Below are 20,505 nucleotides of genomic sequence, written 5' to 3'. Positions count from 1 at the left end.
CGCCACCGACTGGCAATGTGCAGAGCCTACTGGTCCGACCAGTGCACTAGCCAGGAGGCTGTAAGACATGAGGCGAATCGGCATCTGGATCGCCGCCGGCGGTCTCCTGCTGGCCACCGCCGCCTGCGGCGGCGGATCGGGGAACGGGAGCGCCGGCACCGGCGGCACCCCCAAGGCCCAGTCGCTGTCCGTCGGATTCGTGGCCGAGCCGGCGAATCTCGACTTCACCTCGACCGAGGGCGCGGCCATCCCGCAGGCGCTGCTCGTCAACGTCTACGAGGGCCTGGTCAAGCTCGACCAGAACGGCGAGATCGTACCCCTGCTCGCCGAGAAGTGGGACGTCTCGCCCGACCGCAAGACCTACACGTTCACGCTGCGCGAGAACGTGAAGTTCAGCGGCGGCGCGCCGTTCACCGCCGACGACGTGACGTTCTCCCTCGACCGGGTCAAGTCGGACTGGAAGCTCAAGATCAAGTCGCAGCTCGACGTCATCGACAAGGTCGAGAAGAAGGACGACTCGACCGCCGTCGTCACGCTCAAGCGGCCCAGCAACGGCTTCCTCTACTCGATGGCCACCAGGCTCGGCGCCATGTTCAGCCGCACCGGCGTGGCCGACCTGGCCAACAAGCCCGTCGGCACCGGCCCCTACGTGCTGAGCTCGTGGCGCCGCGGCGACTCCATCCAGCTCGCCGCCAACCCCTCCTACTGGGGCACGAAACCGCCGCTGGGCGCCATCACGCTGAAGTACTTCAAGGACGCCACGGCGATGAACAACGCGCTGCTGACCGGCGGCATCGACGTCATCTCCAGCGTGCAGGCGCCCGAGTCGCTGCAGCAGTTCGCCGACCCCGGCCGGTTCGAGACCGTCGAGGGCACCACGAACGGCGAGGTCGTGCTGTCGATGAACAACGGCCGCCCGCCGTTCGACGACAAGGCCGTGCGCCAGGCGGTCAGGCACGCCATCGACCACAAGGCGCTGCTCGACACCGCCTGGGCCGGGCGCGGGCAGCTCATCGGCTCGATGACGGCGCCCACCGACCCCTGGTACGAGGACCGCACCGGCGACTACCCCTACGACCCGGCCAAGGCCAAGCAGCTGCTCGGCGGCAAGACGTACAACGTCAAGATGCGCATCCCCAACCTCCCGTACGCGGTCAACAGCGCCCAGGTCGTCAAGTCGCAGCTGGCGCAGGTGGGGATCAACGCCGAGATCGAGCCGCTGGAGTTCCCGGCCCGCTGGCTGGACCAGGTGTTCACCAAGGGCGACTACGACCTGTCGATCATCAACCACGTCGAACCCCGCGACATGGGGATTTTTGCCGATAAGTCGTACTACTTCCGCTACGACAACCCGGAGTTCGGCAAGCTCCTCGCCGCCGCCGACGAGGGCACCGAGCAGGAGCAGACCGACGACCTCAAGCAGGCCGCCAAGCTCCTGTCCGACGACGCCGCGGCCGACTGGCTCTTCCTCTTCCCCAACCTCATCGTGGCGAAGAAGGGCGTCACCGGGCTGCCGAAGAACGCCATCGCGGAGTCCTTCGACTTCACCGCGCTCGCCAAACAGTGATCCTCTACCTGCTCAAAAGGCTCGCCGTCCTGCTCGCGAGCACCGCCGTGGCCGCGGTGGCGGTGTTCGCGTTCATGGCCGTGCTGCCCGGCGACCCCGCCGAGATCGCGCTCGGCGTCAACGCCACCCCCGACGCGGTGGCCGAGCTGCGCAAGCAGTTCGGCACCGACCGGCCCGCCGTCGCGCAGTTCCTCGACTGGGCCGGCGGCCTGCTCCAGGGCGACTTCGGCACCTCCTACGTGACCAGTTCCCCCATCGGGCCGCAGATCGGCGACCGGCTCGGCGTCACGCTCGTGCTCGTGCTCGGCGGCATGGTGGTGGCGCTGGTGCTGGCGGTGCCGCTGGGCACGTTCGCCGCCGTACGGCACCGCGACCCGCTCGGCGCGGCGATCAGCGCGGCCAGCCAGCTCGGCATCGCCATCCCGGCCTTCCTGGCCGGCATCCTGCTCGTCTTCGTCTTCGCGGTGCAGGCCCAGGCGCTGCCGTCCGGCGGCTACGTGCCGATCGCGGAGAGCCCGGGTGAGTGGCTGCGCAGCCTGCTGCTGCCCTGGCTGTCGCTCGGGCTCGTCCAGGGCGCGGTGCTCACCCGCTACGTGCGCAGCGCCGTGCTCGACGTCATGCGCGAGGACTACCTGCGCACCGCCCGCGCCAAGGGACGGGGCAGCACCGGCGCGCTGTGGCGGCACGGGCTGCGCAACGCCTCGATCCCCGTCGTCACCGTGCTCGGCCTGCAACTGGCCACCCTGCTGATCGGCGCGGTCGTCGTCGAGCGCGTCTTCGTCATCCCCGGGCTCGGCGACCTGCTGCTCAACGGCGTCGCCGGGCGTGATCTGCTGCTCGTCCAAGGCGTGGTGATGGTCCTGGTGGCCGCCGTACTGCTGATCAACTTCGTGGTGGACGTGACCTACCACCTGCTCGACCCGAGGCTGCGATGAGCCGCCGGACCTCCGCGAAGGCGAACCGCGGCCGGATGAACGCCGGGCTGCTCGCCGGCGGCGCGCTCGTCGCGCTCGTCGTGCTCACGGCGCTGGTCTCGTTCTTCTGGACCCCGCACGACCCCACCCTCGTGGACGCCGCCGGCAAGCTGCGCGAACCCGGCGGCGGCTACCTGCTCGGGGCCGACAAGTTCGGCCGCGACACCTTCAGCCAGCTCATGGTCGGCGCCCGCACCACCCTCTACGTCGGCGTCGTCGCGGTCGGCATCGCCGCCGCGCTCGGCGTCCCGCTCGGAATGGCCGCCGGGATGACGCCGCGCGGCTGGCTGTCCGAGCTGATCATGCGGGTCAACGATCTCGTGTTCGCCTTCCCCGCGCTGCTGCTGGCCGTCATGCTCGGCGCCGTGTACGGGGCCGGCACGCTCACCGCGATGATCGCCATCGGCGTCGCCACCGTGCCCGCGTTCGCCCGCGTGGCCCGCGCCGCCACACTCCAGGTCATGGTGACCGACTACATCCTGGCCGCCAGGGCCGCCGGACGCCGCCGCGGCGCCATCGCCCTGCGCCACGTGCTGCCGAACATCGGCTCCATGCTCATCGTGCAGGCGTCGGTGTCGTTCGCGATCGCCATCCTGGCCGAGGCGGCGCTGTCGTTCCTCGGCTTCGGCACCCGCCCGCCGACCCCGTCGTGGGGCCGGATGTTGCAGGAGTCGCAGGAACTGCTCTTCTCCACCCCGCGCCTGGCCCTGTGGCCGGGCATCGCCATTGCCCTCGCGGTGCTGGGCTTCAACCTGCTCGGCGACGGCCTGCGCGACTTCCTCGACCCCAAGCTCAGGAGGATCCGTGCTGAGCGTTGAGGGCCTGACCGTCCGCGCGGACGCCACCGACCTCGTCCACGACGTCTCCTTCGCCATCGCGCCCGGCGAGCGGGTCGGCCTGATCGGCGAGTCCGGGTCGGGCAAGTCGCTGACCGCCCTGTCGCTCATGGGCCTGCTCCCCGAAGGCGTCACCGCCGCCGGCCGGGCCAGGCTCGGCGAGCGCGACCTGGTCGGCGTGCCGGAGAGCCGGATCAAGGGCCTGCGCGGCGACGAGCTGTCCATGGTCTTCCAGGAGCCCATGACCGCGCTCAACCCGCTCATGCGGATCGGCGCCCAGGTCACCGAGGTCATGACCCTGCACGGCCGCTCCCGCCAGGAGGCCAGGGCGCGCTCGGCCGAGCTGCTCGAACGCGTCCGCCTGCCCGAACCCGCCCAGATCGCCCGCGCGTACCCGCACCAGCTCTCCGGCGGCCAGCGCCAGCGCGTCATGCTGGCCATCGCCCTGGCCAACGAGCCCCGGCTGCTCATCTGCGACGAGCCCACCACCGCGCTCGACGTCACCGTGCAGAAACAGATGCTGGAGCTGATCGCCGAGGTCGCGCCCGCGCTGCTGTTCATCACCCACGACCTCGCCGTCGTCGCCTCCGTCTGCGAGCGGGTCCTGGTCATGTACGGCGGCCGCGTCGTCGAGTCCGGCCCCATCCGCGAGGTCTTCACCCGCCCCCGCCACCGCTACACCCAAGGGCTGCTGGCCGCCTCGAAACTCACCCCGCGCGGCACCCGCCTGCCCGTCATCGAGGGCGGCGTCCCCGCGGCCGGGCGCTTCCCCGGCGGCTGCGTGTTCAGGAACCGCTGCCCGCACGCCACCCCCGAGTGCGAGACGCCTCCGGCGCTGACAGGAGACGGCCATGCCTTCGCATGCTGGCACCCAGCCGACTGACGCCCTGATAACAGCGGAGCGGCTGAACCGCGTCTACCACCGCCCCCGCACCTCACTGACCAGGCCGGGCGCCGCCGTCCACGCCCTGCGCGACGTCTCCCTGACCGTGCGGCGCGGCGAACGCCACGGCATCGTCGGCGAGTCGGGGTCGGGCAAGTCCACCCTGCTGCGCCTGCTGTGCGCGCTCGACCAGCCCACCAGCGGCTCCATCCGCTTCGACGGCCAGGAGATCACCGGCCGTCCGGAACGGCGGCTGCGCTTCCTGCGCGAGAACCTGCAGATCGTCTTCCAGGACCCGATGAGCTCGCTCGACCCGCGCATGCGCGTGCGCGACCTCGTCGCCGAGCCGCTGACCGCGCTCGGCCTGCCGGTCGGCGACCGGGTCGCGGAGCTGCTCGACGCGGTCGGCCTGCCCGCCGAGGCGGCCGGCCGCTACCCGCACCAGTTCTCCGGCGGGCAGCGGCAGCGCATCGCCATCGCCCGCGCGCTCGCGCCCCGGCCGAAGGTGCTGGTCGCCGACGAGCCGGTCAGCGCACTGGACGTCTCCGTCCGCGGGCAGATACTCAACCTGCTGGCCGACCTCGTCGACGAGCTGGGGCTCACCCTCGTGTTCGTCTCCCACGACCTGTCCGTGGTGCGGCACGTGTGCGAGACCGTGTCCGTCATGCGCCAGGGGGAGATCGTGGAAGGGGGCCTGGTGGACGACGTCTGGGCCGAGCCCGCCCACCCGTACACGCGGGAGCTGCTGGCGGCCGTACCGACTCTGGAGGGGTTTGCATGATCGACGTCGATGCCGATGGAGTGGTGGAGTTCACCCGGGCGCTGGTGCGCGTGCCCAGCACCAACGACCCCGCGCGCGGGCGCAGCGAGCGGCCCGCCGCCGAGCTGGTCGAGGCCAAGATGCGCGAGTGGGGCTGGGAACCGGTCGTGTACGAGGCCGCGCCCGGCCGGCCGAACGTGGTGGCCGTGGTCGAGGGCGGCGGCGGAGATGGCCCGACCCTCATGTTCGAGGGCCACACCGACGTGGTGACCGAGGGCGACCTGTCCGCCTGGACCGTGGACCCGTTCGGCGGGGAGATCCGCGACGGCAGGCTGTGGGGGCGGGGCAGCGCCGACATGAAGTCCGGCCTGGCCGCCACCCTCTACGCCACCCGCGCGCTCCAGCTCGCTGGACCGTTCCCCGGGCGGATCAAGGTGTGCGCGCTGGCCGACGAGGAGGGCCTGATGATCGGCGCCCACCACTTCGTCTCCTCCGGTCTGACCGCCGGCGTCGACGGCGCCATCGTGGCCGAGCCCGAGGCGGGCGAGATCTGCGCCGTCGCCAAGGGCGCGCTGCGGCTGCGGGTGGACCTGACCGGCAAGATGGCGCACGGCGCGATGCCCCAGCACGGCCGCAACCCCATCCAGGCCGCCGGATCGCTGCTGGTCGCGCTGCGTACGCTGCAGGAGGAACTGCAGGCCCGCCATCCCGCGCACGAGCACCTCGGCGAGGTGTACGTGACCCCGACCGTGCTGCGGGCCGGCACCGAGGAGCAGGTCAACGTCATTCCCGCGGTCGCCTCGGTCTTCGTGGACGTGCGCACCGTCCCCGGCGCCGAGCACAAGGAGATCGCCGACCGGGTGGCCGCGCTGGCCGGCGGGGACGGAGTCACCGCCGAGGTGTCCGTGCTGGTGGACCGGCCGCCGGTGGACGTCCCCGTGACCGACCCGGTCGTGGCCGCGCTGGCCGCCGCCCACCGGACGGTGACGGGGCAGGAGCCGGTGTACGGCGGCGTGCCCGGCTCGACCGACGGGACCGTGCTGACGCACTGGGGCGGCATCCCGTCCGTCGTGTACGGGCCCGGCGGCAAGTGGATCGCGCACCAGGCGGACGAGTACGTGGAGATCGACGAGATCGTGCGCTGCACCCGGGTGTTCGCCGAGGCGGCCCGCCGCTTCCTGACCGGCGACCACTGATGCGGGCCGGGCCGACGAACTCCCTGATCGACGTCGCGGGGCTCCGGGTGGGGCACGCGCACCGGGTCGGCGGCGGCTACCGCACCGGCACCACCGTCGTCCTCGCGCCCTCCGACGGGGCCGTCGCGGGCGTGGACGTGCGCGGGGCCGCCCCGGGGACGCGGGAGACCGAGCTGCTCGACCCGCGCAACCTGGTGGAACGGGTGCACGCGGTGGTGCTGTCGGGCGGCAGCTCGTTCGGGCTGGGGGCGGCCTGCGGGGTGATGGACCGGCTCGCGGACGCGGGGGCGGGGTATCCGGTGGCGGCGGGCGCGGTCCCGATCGTCCCGGCCGCCGTCATCTTCGACCTGGGCCGCGGCGGCGCCTTCCGCGCCACCCCCGATGCCGACCTGGGCGCCGCCGCCTACGACGCCGCCTGCGGCTCTCGTGTCCCTGGCGCGCCCGATGCCGGGACGTCGTTCTCCCAAGGGACGGCGTCGGCGGCGGCGAGCGGGTCCGTCGGGGCCGGGACCGGGGCGGTGGCGGGCGGGCTGGCCGGAGGCGTGGGGACGGCGAGCGTCGTCCTGCCCGACGGCACGACCGTGGCCGCGCTGGCCGTCGTCAACCCCGCCGGCTCGGTCCTGGACCCCCGGGACGCCACCCTGGCCGGCGTCAGGTACGGGCTGCCGGGCGAGTTCGGCCATCTCCGGCCGCCCGACGCGCGCGAGGCGCAGGCGTGGCGGCCCGAGAAGGCGCCCGCCTTCAACACCACGATCGGCGTCGCCGCCACCGACCTGACCCTCACCAAGGCCCAGTGCGGCAAGCTCGCCGCCGTCGCGCACGACGGCCTGGCCAGGGCGATCAGGCCGGCCCACACCATGACCGACGGCGACACCATCTTCGGCCTGGCCACCTGCGCGCGTCCCGTCCCCGGCCACGACGCCTTCCAGGACGTCCTGGCGGTGGCGGCGGACGTGTTCAGCCGGGCCGTCGCGCACGCCGTCCTGGCCGCCACCGGCCGCGAGGGCGCGCCCGCTTACCTCGACGTGTTCCCGAGCGCCCGGCGGAGACGGCCATGACCGCAGACCGTCCCGGCCCCGACGAGAAGACCACCACCCGCGGGACCACCACCCGCGGGAACGCCGCCCGCGAGAGCGCCACCCACGAGCCTTTGGAGGCCGCCATGAAACAGAACTGGCCCGGCGGGCTGCCCGTCGGCGGGGGATGGGTGGAGACCGCCGCCACCACCGACGTGATCTTCCCCTACGACGGCTCCACGGTGGCCGCCGCCCCGCTCGGCACGCCCGAGCACGCGCGGCAGGCCCTCGACGAGGCGCTCGCCGCCGCCCCCGCCATGGCCGCCCTGCCCTCGCACGCCCGCCGCACCGCCCTCATGGCCGCGCACGACGCCGTCGCGGCCAGCCGGGAGGAGTTCGAGCGGCTGCTGGTGCTCGAAACCGGCAAACCGCTGGTGGACTGCCGGGTCGAGGTGGCCAGGACGCTCGTCACGCTCGCCACGGCCGCCGAGGAGGTGGCCCGGCTGCACGGCGAGACCGTCCCGCTGGACCTGTTGCCCGCCGGCGAGGGCCTGATCGGCTTCTGGACGCGGCGGCCCGTCGGCGTCGTCGTCGGCATCACCGGCTTCAACTACCCGCTCCTCCTGGCCGCGCACAAGATCGCCCCGGCCGTCGCCGCCGGCTGCCCCGTGATCGTCAAGCCGGCCCCGGCCACCCCGCTGGCCACCCTCTGGCTGGTGCACCTGCTGCGCTCGTCCGGCGTCCTGCCGCCGGCCGCCGTCCAGCTCGTCACCGGCGACGTCGAGGTCGGCCGGACGCTCGTCGAGGACCGGCGGATCGGCGCTGTCTCCTTCACCGGCTCGGCCGCCGCCGGCCACGCCATCGCCCGCTCCGCCGCCCCGACCAAGGTGCTGCTGGAGCTCGGCTCGAACGCGGCCCTCATCGTGGCCGCCGACGCCGACCTGGAGGCCGCCGCCGACGCCGTCGTGCGCGGCGGCTACTACGCCTCGGGCCAGGCGTGCATCGCGGTGCAGCGGGTGCTGGTCGAGGAGCCCGTACGCGAGGAGTTCCTGTCCCTGCTGGCCGACCGCGTCAAGGGCGTGACGACCGGCGACCCGCGCCTGCCCGGGACCCGCGTCGCGCCGCTCATCGACGAGGCCGCCACCGACCGCGTCCTCGCCTGGATCGAGGGGTCCGGGGCCGAGGTGGTGACCGGCGGGCACCGCGACGGCCGGGCCATCGCGCCGACCGTCCTGTCCGGCGTGCCGGACGGGGCCGCCGCCTGGGACGAGGAGATCTTCGGTCCCGTCGTGTGCGTGCGCCCGGTGCCCGACCTCGACGCGGCCTTCGCCGCGGTCAACCGCTCACGGTACGGCCTGCACGCCTCCGTCTTCACCCGCTCGCTGGCCACGGCCTTCGCGGCGATCGAACGCATCGACGCCGGGGGCGTGGTGGTGAACGAGGTGCCGGGCTTCAGGGCCGACAACATGCCGTACGGGGGCGTCAAGGACTCGGGCATCGGCCGCGAGGGCCCCCGGTTCGCCATCGAGGAACTCACCGTCACCAAGATGGCCATCATCCGCCCCTGACCCCCGCCCGGCCGGAAGGTGGCCGGTGGGGCCGGGCAGGGGCCGGGCACGCCCCAGGAGGCGGTCGGACCCGGGGTCAGTTCGGTGGGTCGAAGCGGCCGTCCACGGCCGTCCAGCCGCCGTCCACGTACAGGACGGAGCCGGTGACGAAGCTGGCCGCCTCGCTCGCCAGGTAGACCACCGCGCCGGCCATCTCGTCCGCCCTGGCCCACCGGCCGAGAGGGGACTTGGCCGAGTACGCCGCGTACCAGCCGGCATCGTCCTGGATCTGCCGGGTCAGCGGCGTCTCCACCACACCCGGCGCGATGGCGTTGACCCGGACCCCGTGCGGCCCGAACTCGGCCGCGGCCGTGCGCAGCAGCTGCACCAGCCCGGCCTTCGTGGCCGAGTAGACGCTCTGGCCCGGCTCGGTGACCGAGGCCCGGATCGAGGCGAAGCCGATGATCGATCCGCGTCCCCGCTCGACCATGCCCGCCCCGAACGCGCGTACCACGTCGAACGAGGCCCGCAGGTTCAGCGCCACCACCCGGTCGAACTCCTCGCCGGTGTAGTCGAGCAGCCGCTTGCGCACGTTCGTGGCCGCCGTGAACACGAGCACGTCGGCCGGCTGCTCCGCGGCGAGCGCGCGCACCGCCTCGGCGTCCAGCACGTCGACCAGCCGGGCGTCCCCGCCGCAGCCGTCGGCGGTCTCCTTGGCGGCCTCCAGGTTCCGGTCCGCGCACACCACGGAGGCGCCGTGGGCGGCCAGCGCCAGCGCCGACTCCCTGCCGATCCCGCTTCCCGCCCCGATCACCACGGCCCGCCGCCCATCCAGGCGGAACAGCGCGTCATATCCCATACGAGGCACCCTAGCGACTGGTCCGACCAGTGCACCAGGTTGGGCCGCCGATCAGCTGCGCGCGGCCTCCCATGCGGAGCGCAGCAGCTCGTACTCCACCTCTCCCTGCTCCGAGCCCTCGATCGGGTCGGGCCAGTCGACCTGGAACGTGCGCGCGAAGCGCAGCCCGCACTTCTCCATCACCCGCCGCGACCCGAGGTTGACCGCCATCGTCTGGGCGAACACCCGCCCGGCGCCCAGCTCGGCGAACGCCTTGTCGATCAACGCGACCGATCCCTCGGTCGCGAACCCCCGCCCCCAGGCCTCCTTGCGCAGCCGATAGCCCAGTTCGAGCTCATCGGGCGGCCGGCCCTCGACCGTCCGCAGGTGGAACCAGCCGAGGAACCGGCCGGCCGGCTTCTCCAGGGCGGCGAAGAACCCGCCGGCGATGAGACGCGGCAGGACGCGCTCGTCGATCACCTCCCGCGGCGTCGGCGCGCCGCCGTTGAGGTAGCGCATGACGTCGGGGTCGTTGTCGAGGGCGAACAGGTCGTCGGCGTCGGACTCGGTGAAACGGCGCAGAATCAGCCGCTCGGTCTCCAGATACACGTGCACCGGCGGCACGTTAGCCCAGGCGGTGGGCACACTCGAACGCTTTTCCTCCGCCGGTGACCACGATCAGCCGCCGGTGAGTTCCCGCGACAGCTCGCGCAGCCGGGCCCGCGCCGCCGGGTCGTACGCCTGCCGCATCGCCCGCGCGGGCCGCGTCCCGTCGAAGAAGCCCCCGGACACCTCGTCCAGCTCCGGAGCGGTCACCAGCCGCGCGGTCGCCTCGACCCCCTCGCGCAGCTCGCTCAGGGCCGGCACGGGCACCATCTTGGTCGGCATGTACGTCGCCGGATGCAGCGCGTTCGCGGTGACCCCCGTGCCCGCCAGCTCTTCGGCCAGGTCGACGGTGAACATCACCTGCGCCAGCTTGCTCTGCCCGTACGCCCGCACCCCGCTGTACCCCTCGCGCAGCATCACGTCGTCGAAGTCGATCGGCGCCTGGCCCAGGCTGCTGACGTTGACGATCCTGGACGGCGCCGCCGCCCGCAGCACCGGCAGCAGCAGCCGGGTGAGCAGGAAGCCCGCCAGATAGTTGACCGCGAACCGCAGCTCGTGCCCGTCGGCGCTCTCCTGGCGTGCCTCGCCGCCGGGGACGGTGGTGCCGATGCCCGCGTTGTTGACCAGCGTGTCGAGCTCTTGGTGCTCGGCGGCGACGGCGGCGGCCAGCTCACGTACCCGGTCGAGCGAGGACAGGTCCGCGCGGTACCAGTGCAGCCGCGCCCCGGGGACGCCGGCCCTGATCTCCGCCATCGTGGCCCGGCCGCGTTCGTCGTCGCGGCCGTGCACGAGAACGGTCGCGCCCCGGCCCGCGAGGTCGGCGGCCAGCCCCCGGCCGAGGCCGTCGGTCGCGCCCGTGACGAGGATCGTCCGCTCTTCCATGGGCCTCATGCCCACCTCCCATCACCGGTGTCCGACGCTACCCCTTCCGCCGGCCGGCACCTCCGCCTCCACCGTCGTGCGCGCGTGCCGGCGGCTGGGGTTCGGCGGCTACCAGGAGCTGAAGATCGCCGCCGCCAGGCAGGCGCCGCGCGAGGCCGAGCCGGCGGCCGACGCCGCGTACCGGCGGCGGGGAGGACCTCGTCTTCGGCATGGAGGCCGTCGCCGGCCGCCTGGCCCACCTGACCATCGTCGACACGCTGTCCATGCTCGTGCTCGAACGGGGCGGGCGGCGGGCCCGGCGGGCGGTGTCCGCCTCCGCCGAGGTCACGGCCGGTCACAGCTATTGAGGGGGACGATGACCGATCAGGAGTTCACCATTGGAGGCGAGCTGCGGCGGGAGGGCAAGATCCGGCACATCGGGCTGGACGCGGTCACGGCGGATGAGCTGGAGCGGGCGCTGGAGATCACCGAGATCGCCTCCGTCCAGAACCGCTACAACGTGCTCGACCGGGAGTCCGAGCCGGTGCTCCGGCTGTGCGAGGAACGCGGGCCGGCCTTCCTGGAGCTCACCCCCGACGACCTGTCCGCCCTGGACCGCCTCCACTGAGCGCCCGGCCCTTCCCGGGTACGACCGTCCCGCAGAGCTTGTAAGGCGGCTTGCACAATTTCTGTAAGGTGGCTTACGATCGGGCGATGATCAACTCGGATCGGCCCCCGTACGAGGACCTGGAGGCGCGCTTCGGCGCCCCCGTCGGCGTGGAGGAGGCCCGCGGCCGGTGGGGCTCGCTCGTGGACGCCGCCACCAACGGCGCGACCGTCCTCATCACCCGCGAACGCTGGGAGTGGGCCGCGCTGGTCCCGCTGTCGCACCTGTCCGGGCTGCTCAGCGGACTGCCGGTGCTGTCGCTGTCGGCCGCCCGGTCCAAGCTGGGCGAGCTGGTCCGCCAGGCCGTCGGGCCGCACGACGAGCCCGTGCTGCTGACCCGCCACCGCACCCCCGTCGTCGCGCTGGTCGCGGCCAGGCGCCTGCTCGGCGCGGCCGGCGCCCGGCCGCCGGTGGCCGAGCGGCTGCTGGCCGCGGACGCCACGATCACCCTGGCCCGCGACGCCCGCGACGGGATCACCGCCATCGCCCGCGACCGCGACGGCAACGTGCTCGCGGCCGGCTCCGGCGACGGCATCGCCCAGGCCCTGCGGTCGCTGGGCGACTGACCGCTCCGTCCCGCGAAGCGGTGGGGGAGTCAGCGGGGTGCCACCGGGTGCAGGTGGCCGAGGTCGAGCGGGGGCGGGGGCGGCAAGGGGGCGGTGCGCCCGGCCTCGAAGGACTGCAGCAGGTAGGCCACCAGCCTGCGCGAAGAAGCCGCCGCGGCCTCGCCGGCGTCGGCGGTGACGCCGCAGACGGCCTTGAGCAGCAGCACCAGATCGGCCGAGTCGAAGTCGGCCCGCAGCCGCCCGGCCTCCTTGGCCCGCCGTACCAGCTCGGCGAAGCGCCGTTCCGCGTGCGCCCGCGTGTGCTCGTAGCCGGTCGCGGCGGGGAACGCCGTCATGAACGCCGTGGCGAACCCCCGGTCGGCGAGCTGCATCGCGCAGATCTTCTCGATCGCCGTGGTGAAGCCCCGCCACGGGTCGGGGTCGGCGAGCGCGTCGTCCACGGTGGACGCGCAGGCCGTGAGCTGGTCGGCGAAGACCTCGACGACCAGCGACTCGCGTGAGGGGAAGCGCCGGTAGAGCGTCGCCACGCCGACGCCCGCGCGCCGCGCGATGGCCGCCATCGGCACGTCCAGCCCGCGCGTGGCGAACGCCTCCCGCGCCGCACCGAGGATCCGCTCGCGGTTGTGCCGCGCGTCGGCCCGCAGGTCGGGGCCCGGCCCGTCCTGCGGAGGCACCCGCAGATCGGCGTGTACGGCCGCGCGCAGTTCGGCCCGATCCGTGCCACGTTCGAGCTCTATCCGAGAGGGATGACCAGGCATGTTTCTCACATTAGCCTAAGTGGAGCACCCCGTCCGTTTGCCGCGTTAGCGTCACTGGTGACGATTCCGGCAGAGGGGATAAGAAGGACAATGGACGAGATGCGCGCGGCCCTCTACGACAGGTACGGCCCCCCTGAGGTGCTTTACGAGGGCAGGCGCCCCATGCCGTCACCCGCGCCCGGCGAAGTGCTCGTCAAGGTGCACGCCACCAGCGTGAACGGCGGTGAGCTGCACGGCCGCGCGGGCCGGCTGCGGATGCTGACGGACCTGATGCAGCGCGGCTTCCCCAAGCTCGTGGGCATCGACTTCGCCGGCGAGGTCGTCGCCGTGCGCTCGAAACAGCCGGGCCCCGCCGTGGGCGACCGGGTCTGGGGCGCGCTGTCGCGCACCTTCGGCAGCACCGCCGAGTACGTGGCCGTACGCCCGCGCCGGCTCTCCCTCGCCCCGGCCGGCATGGACCTGGTCGAGGCGGCGGCCCTGCCCGTGGGCACGACCGCGGTCACGGCGCTGCGCGACAAGGCCAGGCTGCGTCCCGGCGAGCGACTGCTGGTGATCGGCGGGGCCGGCGGCGTCGGGAACGTCGCGGTCCAGCTGGGCAAGCACCTCGGCGCCCACGTCACCGCGCTGGCCTCGGCCGGGACGCTGGACTTCGTCCGCGAGATCGGCGCGGACGAGGCATACGACTACGCGGTCACCGGCCCGGCCGATCTGGGCCCGTTCGACGTCGTACTGGACACCAGGGGTGTGGCGCAGGAGCCCTTCCGCCGCCTGCTGACGCCGGGCGGGCGCATGGTGGCGATCGCCTTCGACCTCGGCCGGCCCGTGGTGTCGCTGTCGTACGTGCTGGCCTCCGCCGTGTTCGGCTCCCGGCGGGTGCGCTTCTTCAGCGGCGACCCCACTCACCGCGACTTCGCCGATCTGACCCGTTATGTGGAAAAGGACGCAATACGTCCGCTTGTGCACGCGGTATACCCGCTCTCCGATATCGCCGGCGCGCACCGGGCGCTGGAGGCCGGGGGAGTGCGCGGGAAGATCGTCGTCCGCATCGCCTGACCCACCGCTCCTCCGGACTGGCCAGGCTTCTCGAAAACGCCCGACCTGCGGCGAAACCTCCCTTCCCGCAGAAAATTGGAGTCCCATGTCGAGAGCAGTTTGACGGAAAGTGAGGAAGTATGGTCGTCTCGTGACCTATGTTTCTGATGGGATGAATTAACCAGGTCCGGGGGAGAACGCTACATGCCGCACGCCCTCCTGCGCGTGCTCGCTTCGACGACGATTGCCGGCGCCGCCCTCGTGGCTCTGCCGCCGGTCGGAGCGCAGGCCGGGCCCGTACCGGCACATACTCAGCCCGTACGGGCGCAGGCCGCCCAGAAGGCGCGGCCCGTGCCCGCGGTACGGGAGCCGGCCCCCGCCGTCGTCACCGTGCCGCGGCAGAACTCGCTCGCGCTGCGCCCCGTCGCGAACGGCGCGGCCGGCCAGAACGGCACGGTCGGCCCCGCCACGCCCGAGGTGACCACGCCGGCCGGCCCGGGGCTCGTCAACGAGATCACCGCGGCCGCCGTCGCCGTCCAGGAAGGGCAGGGGCTCGGCAGGCAGGCGCCGAAGCCGGGCGACATGCTGCCGGACACCTCTCAGGCCGCGACGCTGGGGCTGAGCAAACCCCTGGCCGCGATCGCGAAGTCGTTCGAGCCGCTCGGGCAGGCCGTGCCCGGGCTGACCTACCGGCTCTGCGTCGAGAGCGAGACGGTGCCCGTCTCCTGCTCGATCAGGCAGCCGGTCGGCCTGCCGGTGGCCGCCGACGTGACCGGCGACGGCAAGCCCGACCTGGCCGCCGACCTGGTGCCCACCGCAGATCCCGGCGGAGGCTCGGTCGGGCTGCGGTTCGCCGTCAGGCGGCTCGGCGAGGAGAACCTGAAGGCGCAGGTCTGGGCCGAGTACGACGGCAAGGTCTCGGTCGGATTCGACGGCCTGCGCCGCGGCACCTCGCTGTCGGCCTCCGACAAGGGCACGTTCACGATGGACTCGACCGGCAAGCGGGTCAAGGCCGTCGTCGAGCGCAAGGAGCCGGGACAGTCCGCGGCCATGGTCGCCGGCCTGACCGGCCGCAGCGCCGTGAGCATGCGCCAGACCCCGGCCACCACCCGGCTCACCGTGAACGCCGCCCTCGACACGCGCGCCCTCGACGTCGCCGCCTCCGCGCCCGCCAAGCTGGAGGCGGTCGCCGTGCGCGGCGGCCGCCTCACCCACGCCGTGCTCGACCGCATGGGCACCAGCGCGAAAGTGCGCCTGGCGCACGGCGAGGTCCGCTTCGCCAGCCCGACCGCCATCGCCCACGCCCGGGTCGACGACCTCGACTACCGCGACGGCCAGCTGAACCGGGTGATGCGGGCCGAGCTCGAGCGCCTCCCGCGCACCTTCACCGCGAAGTACGTCGCCGGAGGCGGCAAGCAGAGCCTGGCCGTCGCGGCGGGCGCGGGTCGCGCGGGCGCCGGCGCGGCGAGCATGCTCTTCTACGACCGGGCCGCCGCCAAGACCGTGCTCAAGGCGGAGCTGAGCGAGCTGCCCGCCAGGGTGAGCCTGGTCAACGACCCCGAGCGGCACCAGATCACCCAGTCGTCCAGCTCGCCCATCGGCAGGTTCGCCGCCGTGCTGCAGCGCAACGGGGGTGCCGTCGCCACCCCGCGCGGCGGCCACGTCACCATGATCAAGGACGGCTCCGCCATCGGCGTGTCGGGGCTGGTGTCGGGACTGTCCGGGTTCGACGTCACGTACGGGGCCGCGCCGCACGCCCATCTGAAGACGGACTCCAGCGGGCGCTCGTTCGTCGGCGCGGCCGTCATCGACCGCACCCACGTGGCCGGCCTGGAGATCAGCAACACGCCCGGGGAGGTGGACGTGACACTCGACCCGTCCGCCAGGAAGGCCGCCTACCAGGCCAGCGGCACGATCAAGCGGGTGCGGGCCACGTACACGAACCTCAAGTCTGGTCCCACCATCGACGGCACCCTGCTCGGCGTGCGCGACGACGTGAAGGCGTCGTGGGAGCTGGGCGAGCGTGCGACGGTCAAGGTCAGCACGTCCGCGAAGCTCGCCGAGATGGCGATTTATGCCAATAAAGCGCACGTGACGCGGGTGGGCGGCGAGGACCTGACCGCCACCGTCGAAGGCGTGCGCAAGCGCGCCGAACTCGTCGCCGACACCAAGGCCAGGACGCTGACCTGGACCTCCGACGCCCCCGTCGCCAAGGTGTCGGCGCTGGCCCGGGTCAAGCTGGGCGACCGGTACGCCAGGGCCGCCGCCGAGGTCACCGGCGTGCCCGCCAGGTTCGACGCCTCCTGGGACCCGGCCGGCTACCGCTTCCGCGGCCTGTCGGGGCCGGTCAAGACGGCCGAACTGGCGTTCACCAACCACGACGGCGCCAAGTCGCCGACCGGGCCGCACCTGGCGGCCCACTACGACCAGGGCACGGGCGACCTCGACGCCAGCGTCCTGGTCAACGGGCTCTCGCACGTCGAGTTCAGCCCGGCCGCGCAGGGGTTCAGCGCCGACTTCCGCTCGGCCAAGCAGATCATCGCCGTGGACGCCGACGTCGTCCGGGGCGACGACCGCTTCGGCCTGCTCGGCACGGTCGGCCCCGTACCCGGACGCCTGTCCGTCACCTCGGCCGACGGCAAGCTCTCCTACGCGGGCTCGCGCCTGGACGTCCGCGCCCGCGCCTGGCTCGGCAAGAAGGCCGCGCTCGCCCGCATGCAGGCCGCGCCCGCCGTGCCCGGCGGCGTGTCGCTGGTGGACGGCGGCTGCGCCGCCGGATCGCCCGGCTGCGCGCAGGGCCCCTTCTGCCTGGCCCAGCGCGGCTGCTTCGGCCTGCAGGGGTACGTGGACGTGACCGGCCTGCCCGACCAGGTCACGGTGGACCTCACCGGCCGCACGCTGGCGTTCTCCGGATTCCGGCCCAAGCGGCCCGACCTCGGCGTCTACCTGTCCAGCAGCGTCCTGTCGCCCGTGCCGATCAAGGCCAGGGCCACCCTGACCGGGCTGCCGGCCGAGATCACCTCGATGGCGATCGGGCCGTTCGGGGTGGGGCAGGGCAACACCGTGCAGGCCGCGTACCGGATCGAGCCGCCCGCCACGCTCGGCTCCCTCGACCTGCACGCCGAGGCGGCCGGGTTGCGCGGCCACGTCGCCGTCGACCCGGTGCCCGCGCAGGTGGCACTCCAAGGCGCCTACGGGGCCAAGACCCGCATCCGCGTCAGCAACTCCGCCCCCGTCAAGCACCTCACCGCCAAGGTCACCCTGCCCGGCAAGGGCACCGGCGAACTGCGCTTCGGCGACGTGCCCGCCGTCTTCGGCGTGGACGCCGACGCCTCGTCCGCCGCTCTGAAGGTGCCGGCCGTCACGTACAAGGCGGAGGGCGGCGCCAGCACGCTCGACGGCTACTTCGGCGTCGAGGGCGGTCTGGTGGACCCGTCGGGGCGGCTGGGCGACGTGGCGTTCGCGGTAAAGGACCTGGCCGCCGACACCACGGTCAGGCTCAACCCCGACCACACCCTCGACCTGGTCTCCAGGCCCGTCCCCACGGGCCGCATCACGCTGCGCGCCGGGCTCACCATGGACCCGGTCGCCCCGCAGGGCATCGCGGTGAGCAAGGAGGTCCCGTACACCAAGGGCTTCCTCACCTACCACGTCGGCGGGCGGTTCGGGCTCGCCAAGAGCTCGATCGAGGACGTCGCGGTGAGCATCAGGCGCGTGTCATGGCTGCGGATCAGACCGGGCAAGGTGCCCTTCGGCGTGAAGGCGCCCGCGGCCGTCGGCTACCTCGCCCCCGGCTTCGAGGGGAACTACGGCACCGTCAAGATCTCCGCCAAGGGCGTCAACCTGCGGCCCGACGTCGAACTCGACGTCAAGCTGAGCAGGGAGGTCGGCGACGACGTCTTCCGCGAAGCCGTCCGGATCGGCCCCGCCACCTCTCTCGCCCTGCGCCGCTACGACCAGCGCATGCGCAGGATCGGGGCCAAGCAGGAGATCAAGGCGGCCGGGATCAGCCTGGCCTGCGTGACCGTGGACGCCAAACCCGGCTTCGCGGCCGGCACCGGCGGCAACACGATCACGCTGCGCGGCGCTGACGGGCCCCAGATGGTCTCCCTGCTGGATCCGGGCGGGCAGGTGCCCGACTACGCGGTGGACCTGCTGACGCACTTCATGAGCCCGTTCCCGGGGTCGGAGTGGAAGGTGGCGGGCACCAAGGCCGGCTCCTGCGGCCCCGGCGCCGACTCCAAGACCGGCAGCAGGTCCGACGCCCGGTAGCTCGCACAGTCCTCTTCCGCATGTGCCGCGGTCCCGTGAGACGGGACCGCGGCATCGTGCTGCGCCGCGACACGGAACAGTTGGAAAAGAATTCAGTCAAGAAGGGTTAGGGCGCCGGGTCGAGGGAAGGGCAGGCAACTTCAAGAACGTCGAACGTGAGGAGGAGCCGTAGTGCTCACCCTGACCGAAAACGCCGCCCAGGCGATCCGTGACTTGACCGCGACCGCGCCCGAGCCCTCTCAGAGCGGGATCCGCATCTCGTCGCAGGGAGAGGGCGCGAGTTCGCTCACCCTGACCCTGGCCACCGCCCCGGAACCGGCCGACGCGGTGGTCGAGACGGGAGGCGCGCGGGTCTACCTCGACCCTGTGGCGGCGACCGTACTGGACGACAAGGCCCTCGACGCGGGAGCCGACGACCAGGGGAGCGTCTCCTTCCTGGTGACCGAGCAGACCGCCTGACGCGGCTCCCGCCGTGCCGCGGCCCACGGGGGCTGTGGCACGGCGGGGACTCCGCTCAGCCGCCGGGCAGAAGCCTGGCGGAGACTCCGCTCAGCCGCCGGGCAGAAGCCTGGTGGGGACTCCGCTCAACCGCCGGGCAGAAGTCTGGCGGAGACCCTGCTCAGCGCCGGCCAGGAGGTCGAGCGGGGGAGCCGGCCGGCTCATCCGCCGGACAGCAGCTTGTGCAGATAACGCACCTGCTCCTCCGACTGGTAGCCGCCACCGCCCTCGTGGTTGTTCCACGGCCACACCGTGATCTCCTTGGGCCCCTGCCAGTGGTTGTAGGCGGCGAACACCGTGGACGGCGGGCAGATGTCGTCCATCAGCGCGACCGAGTACAACGCGGGCACGGTGCCGCGGGCGGCGAAGTTGACCCCGTCGAAGTAGCTCAGCGTGCGGAACACCTGGTCGGCGGTGTCGCGCCGGGTGGACAGATAACGGACCAGCTCCTGGTACGGGTCGCGCCCCGTGATCTCGACCGCCCGCCGGAAGTGCGACAGGAACGGCACGTCGATCAGCGCCGCCTTGACGCCCGGGTGCAGCGCGGCCGCCGCCTGCGAGATGGCCCCGCCCTGGCTGCCGCCCGACGTCACGATGCGGGAGGCGTCCACGGCCGGATGCTCCGCCGCCGCGTCCACGGCCCTGACGGCGTCGGTGAACACGCGACGGTAGTAGTAGTCGGCCGGATCCAGGATGCCGCGGGTCATCATGCCGGGGGCCTGCGGCCCGGCGCTGCCGTGGGGGTCGCCGGTGGCTCCGGGGCTGCCGACGTTCGCGCCGCCGTGGCCGCGGGTCTCCATGACGAACACCGCGTACCCCGCCGCGGGCCACATCAGATGGTCCTTCGGGAAACCGCGCCCGCCGCTGTAGCCGATGTAGTGCATCACGCACGGAACCGGCCCCTCCGCGCCGCGCGGCAGCAGGAACCAGCCGTTGATCCGGTGACCGCCCCAACCGGCGAACGACACGTCGTACACGTCCACGCCGGTGAACGGCAGGTCATAGGGGACGTACTCGGCGGCCAGGTCGAACTCCCTGGCCTCGGCCAGGGTGGCGGACCAGAACGCGTCGAAGTCGGCGGGCTCGTCGCGGTCGGGCAGGTAGCTGCGGAGCTGGTCGAGGGGCAGGTCGAACAGTGGCACGGTGGTACTCCAGCCTTGTAGATAGGGATGCTGCCATTTCATCCCATAGCGCCGGAAAGCGCTATCCCGCCATCCGCTTCCGCTGAAAGCGTGATATCTGGGTAGACGTCGCCGCGTGACTGACCATGTGATCGAGGTGGCGTACTCCCACCTGTATCCCGGCCTGATCCTCGACGCCCCGGCGGACGCCGCCGACTTCCTGGTGCTGTTCGGCGACGACTCGGAGTCCCGGGCCCAGCTGCTGCGCGACTCCACGGGGCGGCCGGTGCTGCGGATGGGCGGCTACATGACGGCCAAGGGGACGGTGATCGACGAGCGGGTGTGGACCGTACGCGAAACCGTCCAACGAGGCAACCGCGTCCGCCTCCGCCTCGGCCGCTCCCTCCCCTAACCCCCGAACCCTCCCTGACTTCCGGCTCCCGCCCCTGACTTCCGGCTCCCGCCCCTGACTTCCGGCTCCCGCCCCCCGCCCCCCGACCCCCGACC

Annotated in this window: 20 protein-coding genes; 15 read left to right on the top strand and 5 right to left on the bottom strand. The window is 72.9% G+C overall.

Features of this window, described 5'->3' with window-relative positions; genetic code table 11:
- The first annotated feature begins 67 nt into the window (after positions 1-67).
- Genes B0I32_RS47055 through B0I32_RS47020 form a run of 8 tightly spaced genes read left to right on the top strand, consistent with a single transcriptional unit; the run spans position 68 to position 8,800 of the window.
- Positions 68-1,567 carry an ABC transporter substrate-binding protein gene (locus B0I32_RS47055; RefSeq protein ID WP_106250887.1) on the top strand — a complete coding sequence of 500 codons (1,500 nt, stop codon included), beginning with the start codon at positions 68-70 and terminating at the stop codon, positions 1,565-1,567.
- A complete protein-coding gene (locus B0I32_RS47050; protein ID WP_106250886.1) occupies positions 1,564-2,502 on the top strand; it encodes an ABC transporter permease in 939 nt (312 codons plus the stop codon). The genes B0I32_RS47055 and B0I32_RS47050 overlap by 4 nt, the downstream gene beginning before the upstream one ends.
- Positions 2,499-3,359 carry an ABC transporter permease gene (locus B0I32_RS47045; RefSeq protein ID WP_219912367.1) on the top strand — a complete coding sequence of 287 codons (861 nt, stop codon included), beginning with the start codon at positions 2,499-2,501 and terminating at the stop codon, positions 3,357-3,359. The genes B0I32_RS47050 and B0I32_RS47045 overlap by 4 nt, the downstream gene beginning before the upstream one ends.
- On the top strand, positions 3,346-4,260 hold the full coding sequence (locus B0I32_RS47040; protein WP_106250883.1) for an ABC transporter ATP-binding protein: 915 nt from the start codon (positions 3,346-3,348) through the stop codon (positions 4,258-4,260). Before B0I32_RS47045 ends, B0I32_RS47040 begins: the two co-directional genes overlap by 14 nt.
- Complete coding sequence (locus tag B0I32_RS47035) at positions 4,229-5,041, top strand: ATP-binding cassette domain-containing protein (RefSeq protein WP_106250881.1); 813 nt, start codon at positions 4,229-4,231, stop codon at positions 5,039-5,041. Before B0I32_RS47040 ends, B0I32_RS47035 begins: the two co-directional genes overlap by 32 nt.
- The gene (locus tag B0I32_RS47030; protein WP_106250880.1) at positions 5,038-6,216 is read left to right on the top strand and encodes a M20 family metallopeptidase; all 1,179 of its coding nucleotides are present in this window, start codon (positions 5,038-5,040) and stop codon (positions 6,214-6,216) included. Before B0I32_RS47035 ends, B0I32_RS47030 begins: the two co-directional genes overlap by 4 nt.
- Positions 6,216-7,274, top strand: coding sequence for a P1 family peptidase (locus B0I32_RS47025; protein WP_106250878.1), 1,059 nt, complete (start codon positions 6,216-6,218; stop codon positions 7,272-7,274). The genes B0I32_RS47030 and B0I32_RS47025 overlap by 1 nt, the downstream gene beginning before the upstream one ends.
- Positions 7,271-8,800: an aldehyde dehydrogenase family protein gene (locus B0I32_RS47020; protein ID WP_245956567.1), complete on the top strand. Its 1,530-nt coding sequence runs from the start codon at positions 7,271-7,273 to the stop codon at positions 8,798-8,800. Before B0I32_RS47025 ends, B0I32_RS47020 begins: the two co-directional genes overlap by 4 nt.
- Positions 8,801-8,876: 76 nt before the next feature.
- Here the strand turns inward: B0I32_RS47020 and B0I32_RS47015 are convergent, their stop codons facing one another.
- The 3 genes from B0I32_RS47015 to B0I32_RS47005 form a co-directional block, all read right to left on the bottom strand.
- Complete coding sequence (locus B0I32_RS47015) at positions 8,877-9,638, bottom strand: SDR family NAD(P)-dependent oxidoreductase (protein ID WP_106250876.1); 762 nt, start codon at positions 9,636-9,638, stop codon at positions 8,877-8,879.
- 51 nt (positions 9,639-9,689) lie between these two features.
- On the bottom strand, positions 9,690-10,232 hold the full coding sequence (locus tag B0I32_RS47010; protein WP_106251059.1) for a GNAT family N-acetyltransferase: 543 nt from the start codon (positions 10,230-10,232) through the stop codon (positions 9,690-9,692).
- A gap of 63 nt (positions 10,233-10,295) precedes the next feature.
- Positions 10,296-11,114 carry an SDR family NAD(P)-dependent oxidoreductase gene (locus tag B0I32_RS47005; protein ID WP_106250874.1) on the bottom strand — a complete coding sequence of 273 codons (819 nt, stop codon included), beginning with the start codon at positions 11,112-11,114 and terminating at the stop codon, positions 10,296-10,298.
- 200 nt (positions 11,115-11,314) lie between these two features.
- Between B0I32_RS47005 and B0I32_RS60555 the strand changes: the two genes are divergently transcribed.
- From B0I32_RS60555 to B0I32_RS46995, 3 genes are all read left to right on the top strand, one after another.
- Complete coding sequence (locus B0I32_RS60555; protein ID WP_245956565.1) at positions 11,315-11,452, top strand: hypothetical protein; 138 nt, start codon at positions 11,315-11,317, stop codon at positions 11,450-11,452.
- Between the two features lie 8 nt (positions 11,453-11,460).
- Positions 11,461-11,712, top strand: coding sequence for an aldo/keto reductase (locus B0I32_RS60550; RefSeq protein WP_245956564.1), 252 nt, complete (start codon positions 11,461-11,463; stop codon positions 11,710-11,712).
- Positions 11,713-11,798: 86 nt separating this feature from the next.
- On the top strand, positions 11,799-12,317 hold the full coding sequence (locus B0I32_RS46995; RefSeq protein ID WP_106250872.1) for a type II toxin-antitoxin system Phd/YefM family antitoxin: 519 nt from the start codon (positions 11,799-11,801) through the stop codon (positions 12,315-12,317).
- 29 nt (positions 12,318-12,346) lie between these two features.
- Here the strand turns inward: B0I32_RS46995 and B0I32_RS46990 are convergent, their stop codons facing one another.
- Entirely contained in the window at positions 12,347-13,075 is a 729-nt protein-coding gene (locus B0I32_RS46990; RefSeq protein WP_106250871.1) for a TetR/AcrR family transcriptional regulator, read from the bottom strand.
- A gap of 99 nt (positions 13,076-13,174) precedes the next feature.
- On the opposite strand from B0I32_RS46990, the gene B0I32_RS46985 reads away from it, so the two are divergent.
- The 3 genes from B0I32_RS46985 to B0I32_RS46975 all read left to right on the top strand — a co-directional run bounded on the left by B0I32_RS46985 (position 13,175) and on the right by B0I32_RS46975 (position 18,838).
- Complete coding sequence (locus tag B0I32_RS46985) at positions 13,175-14,128, top strand: NAD(P)-dependent alcohol dehydrogenase (RefSeq protein ID WP_219912381.1); 954 nt, start codon at positions 13,175-13,177, stop codon at positions 14,126-14,128.
- Positions 14,129-14,311: 183 nt separating this feature from the next.
- The gene (locus tag B0I32_RS46980) at positions 14,312-18,379 is read left to right on the top strand and encodes a hypothetical protein (protein WP_106250868.1); all 4,068 of its coding nucleotides are present in this window, start codon (positions 14,312-14,314) and stop codon (positions 18,377-18,379) included.
- 171 nt (positions 18,380-18,550) lie between these two features.
- Positions 18,551-18,838 (top strand): HesB/IscA family protein, encoded by a 288-nt coding sequence (locus tag B0I32_RS46975; RefSeq protein WP_106250866.1) that lies wholly within the window; start codon positions 18,551-18,553, stop codon positions 18,836-18,838.
- Positions 18,839-19,038: 200 nt separating this feature from the next.
- Here the strand turns inward: B0I32_RS46975 and B0I32_RS46970 are convergent, their stop codons facing one another.
- Entirely contained in the window at positions 19,039-20,019 is a 981-nt protein-coding gene (locus B0I32_RS46970; RefSeq protein WP_106250864.1) for an acetylxylan esterase, read from the bottom strand.
- 115 nt (positions 20,020-20,134) lie between these two features.
- Between B0I32_RS46970 and B0I32_RS46965 the strand changes: the two genes are divergently transcribed.
- The gene (locus B0I32_RS46965) at positions 20,135-20,410 is read left to right on the top strand and encodes a hypothetical protein (protein WP_146178565.1); all 276 of its coding nucleotides are present in this window, start codon (positions 20,135-20,137) and stop codon (positions 20,408-20,410) included.
- Positions 20,411-20,505 lie beyond the last annotated feature (95 nt).

Source organism: Nonomuraea fuscirosea (assembly GCF_003001935.1).
In the GTDB taxonomy this organism is placed as follows: Bacteria; Actinomycetota; Actinomycetes; order Streptosporangiales; family Streptosporangiaceae; genus Nonomuraea; species Nonomuraea fuscirosea.
This window is presented reverse-complemented; position numbering and strand designations above follow the sequence as displayed.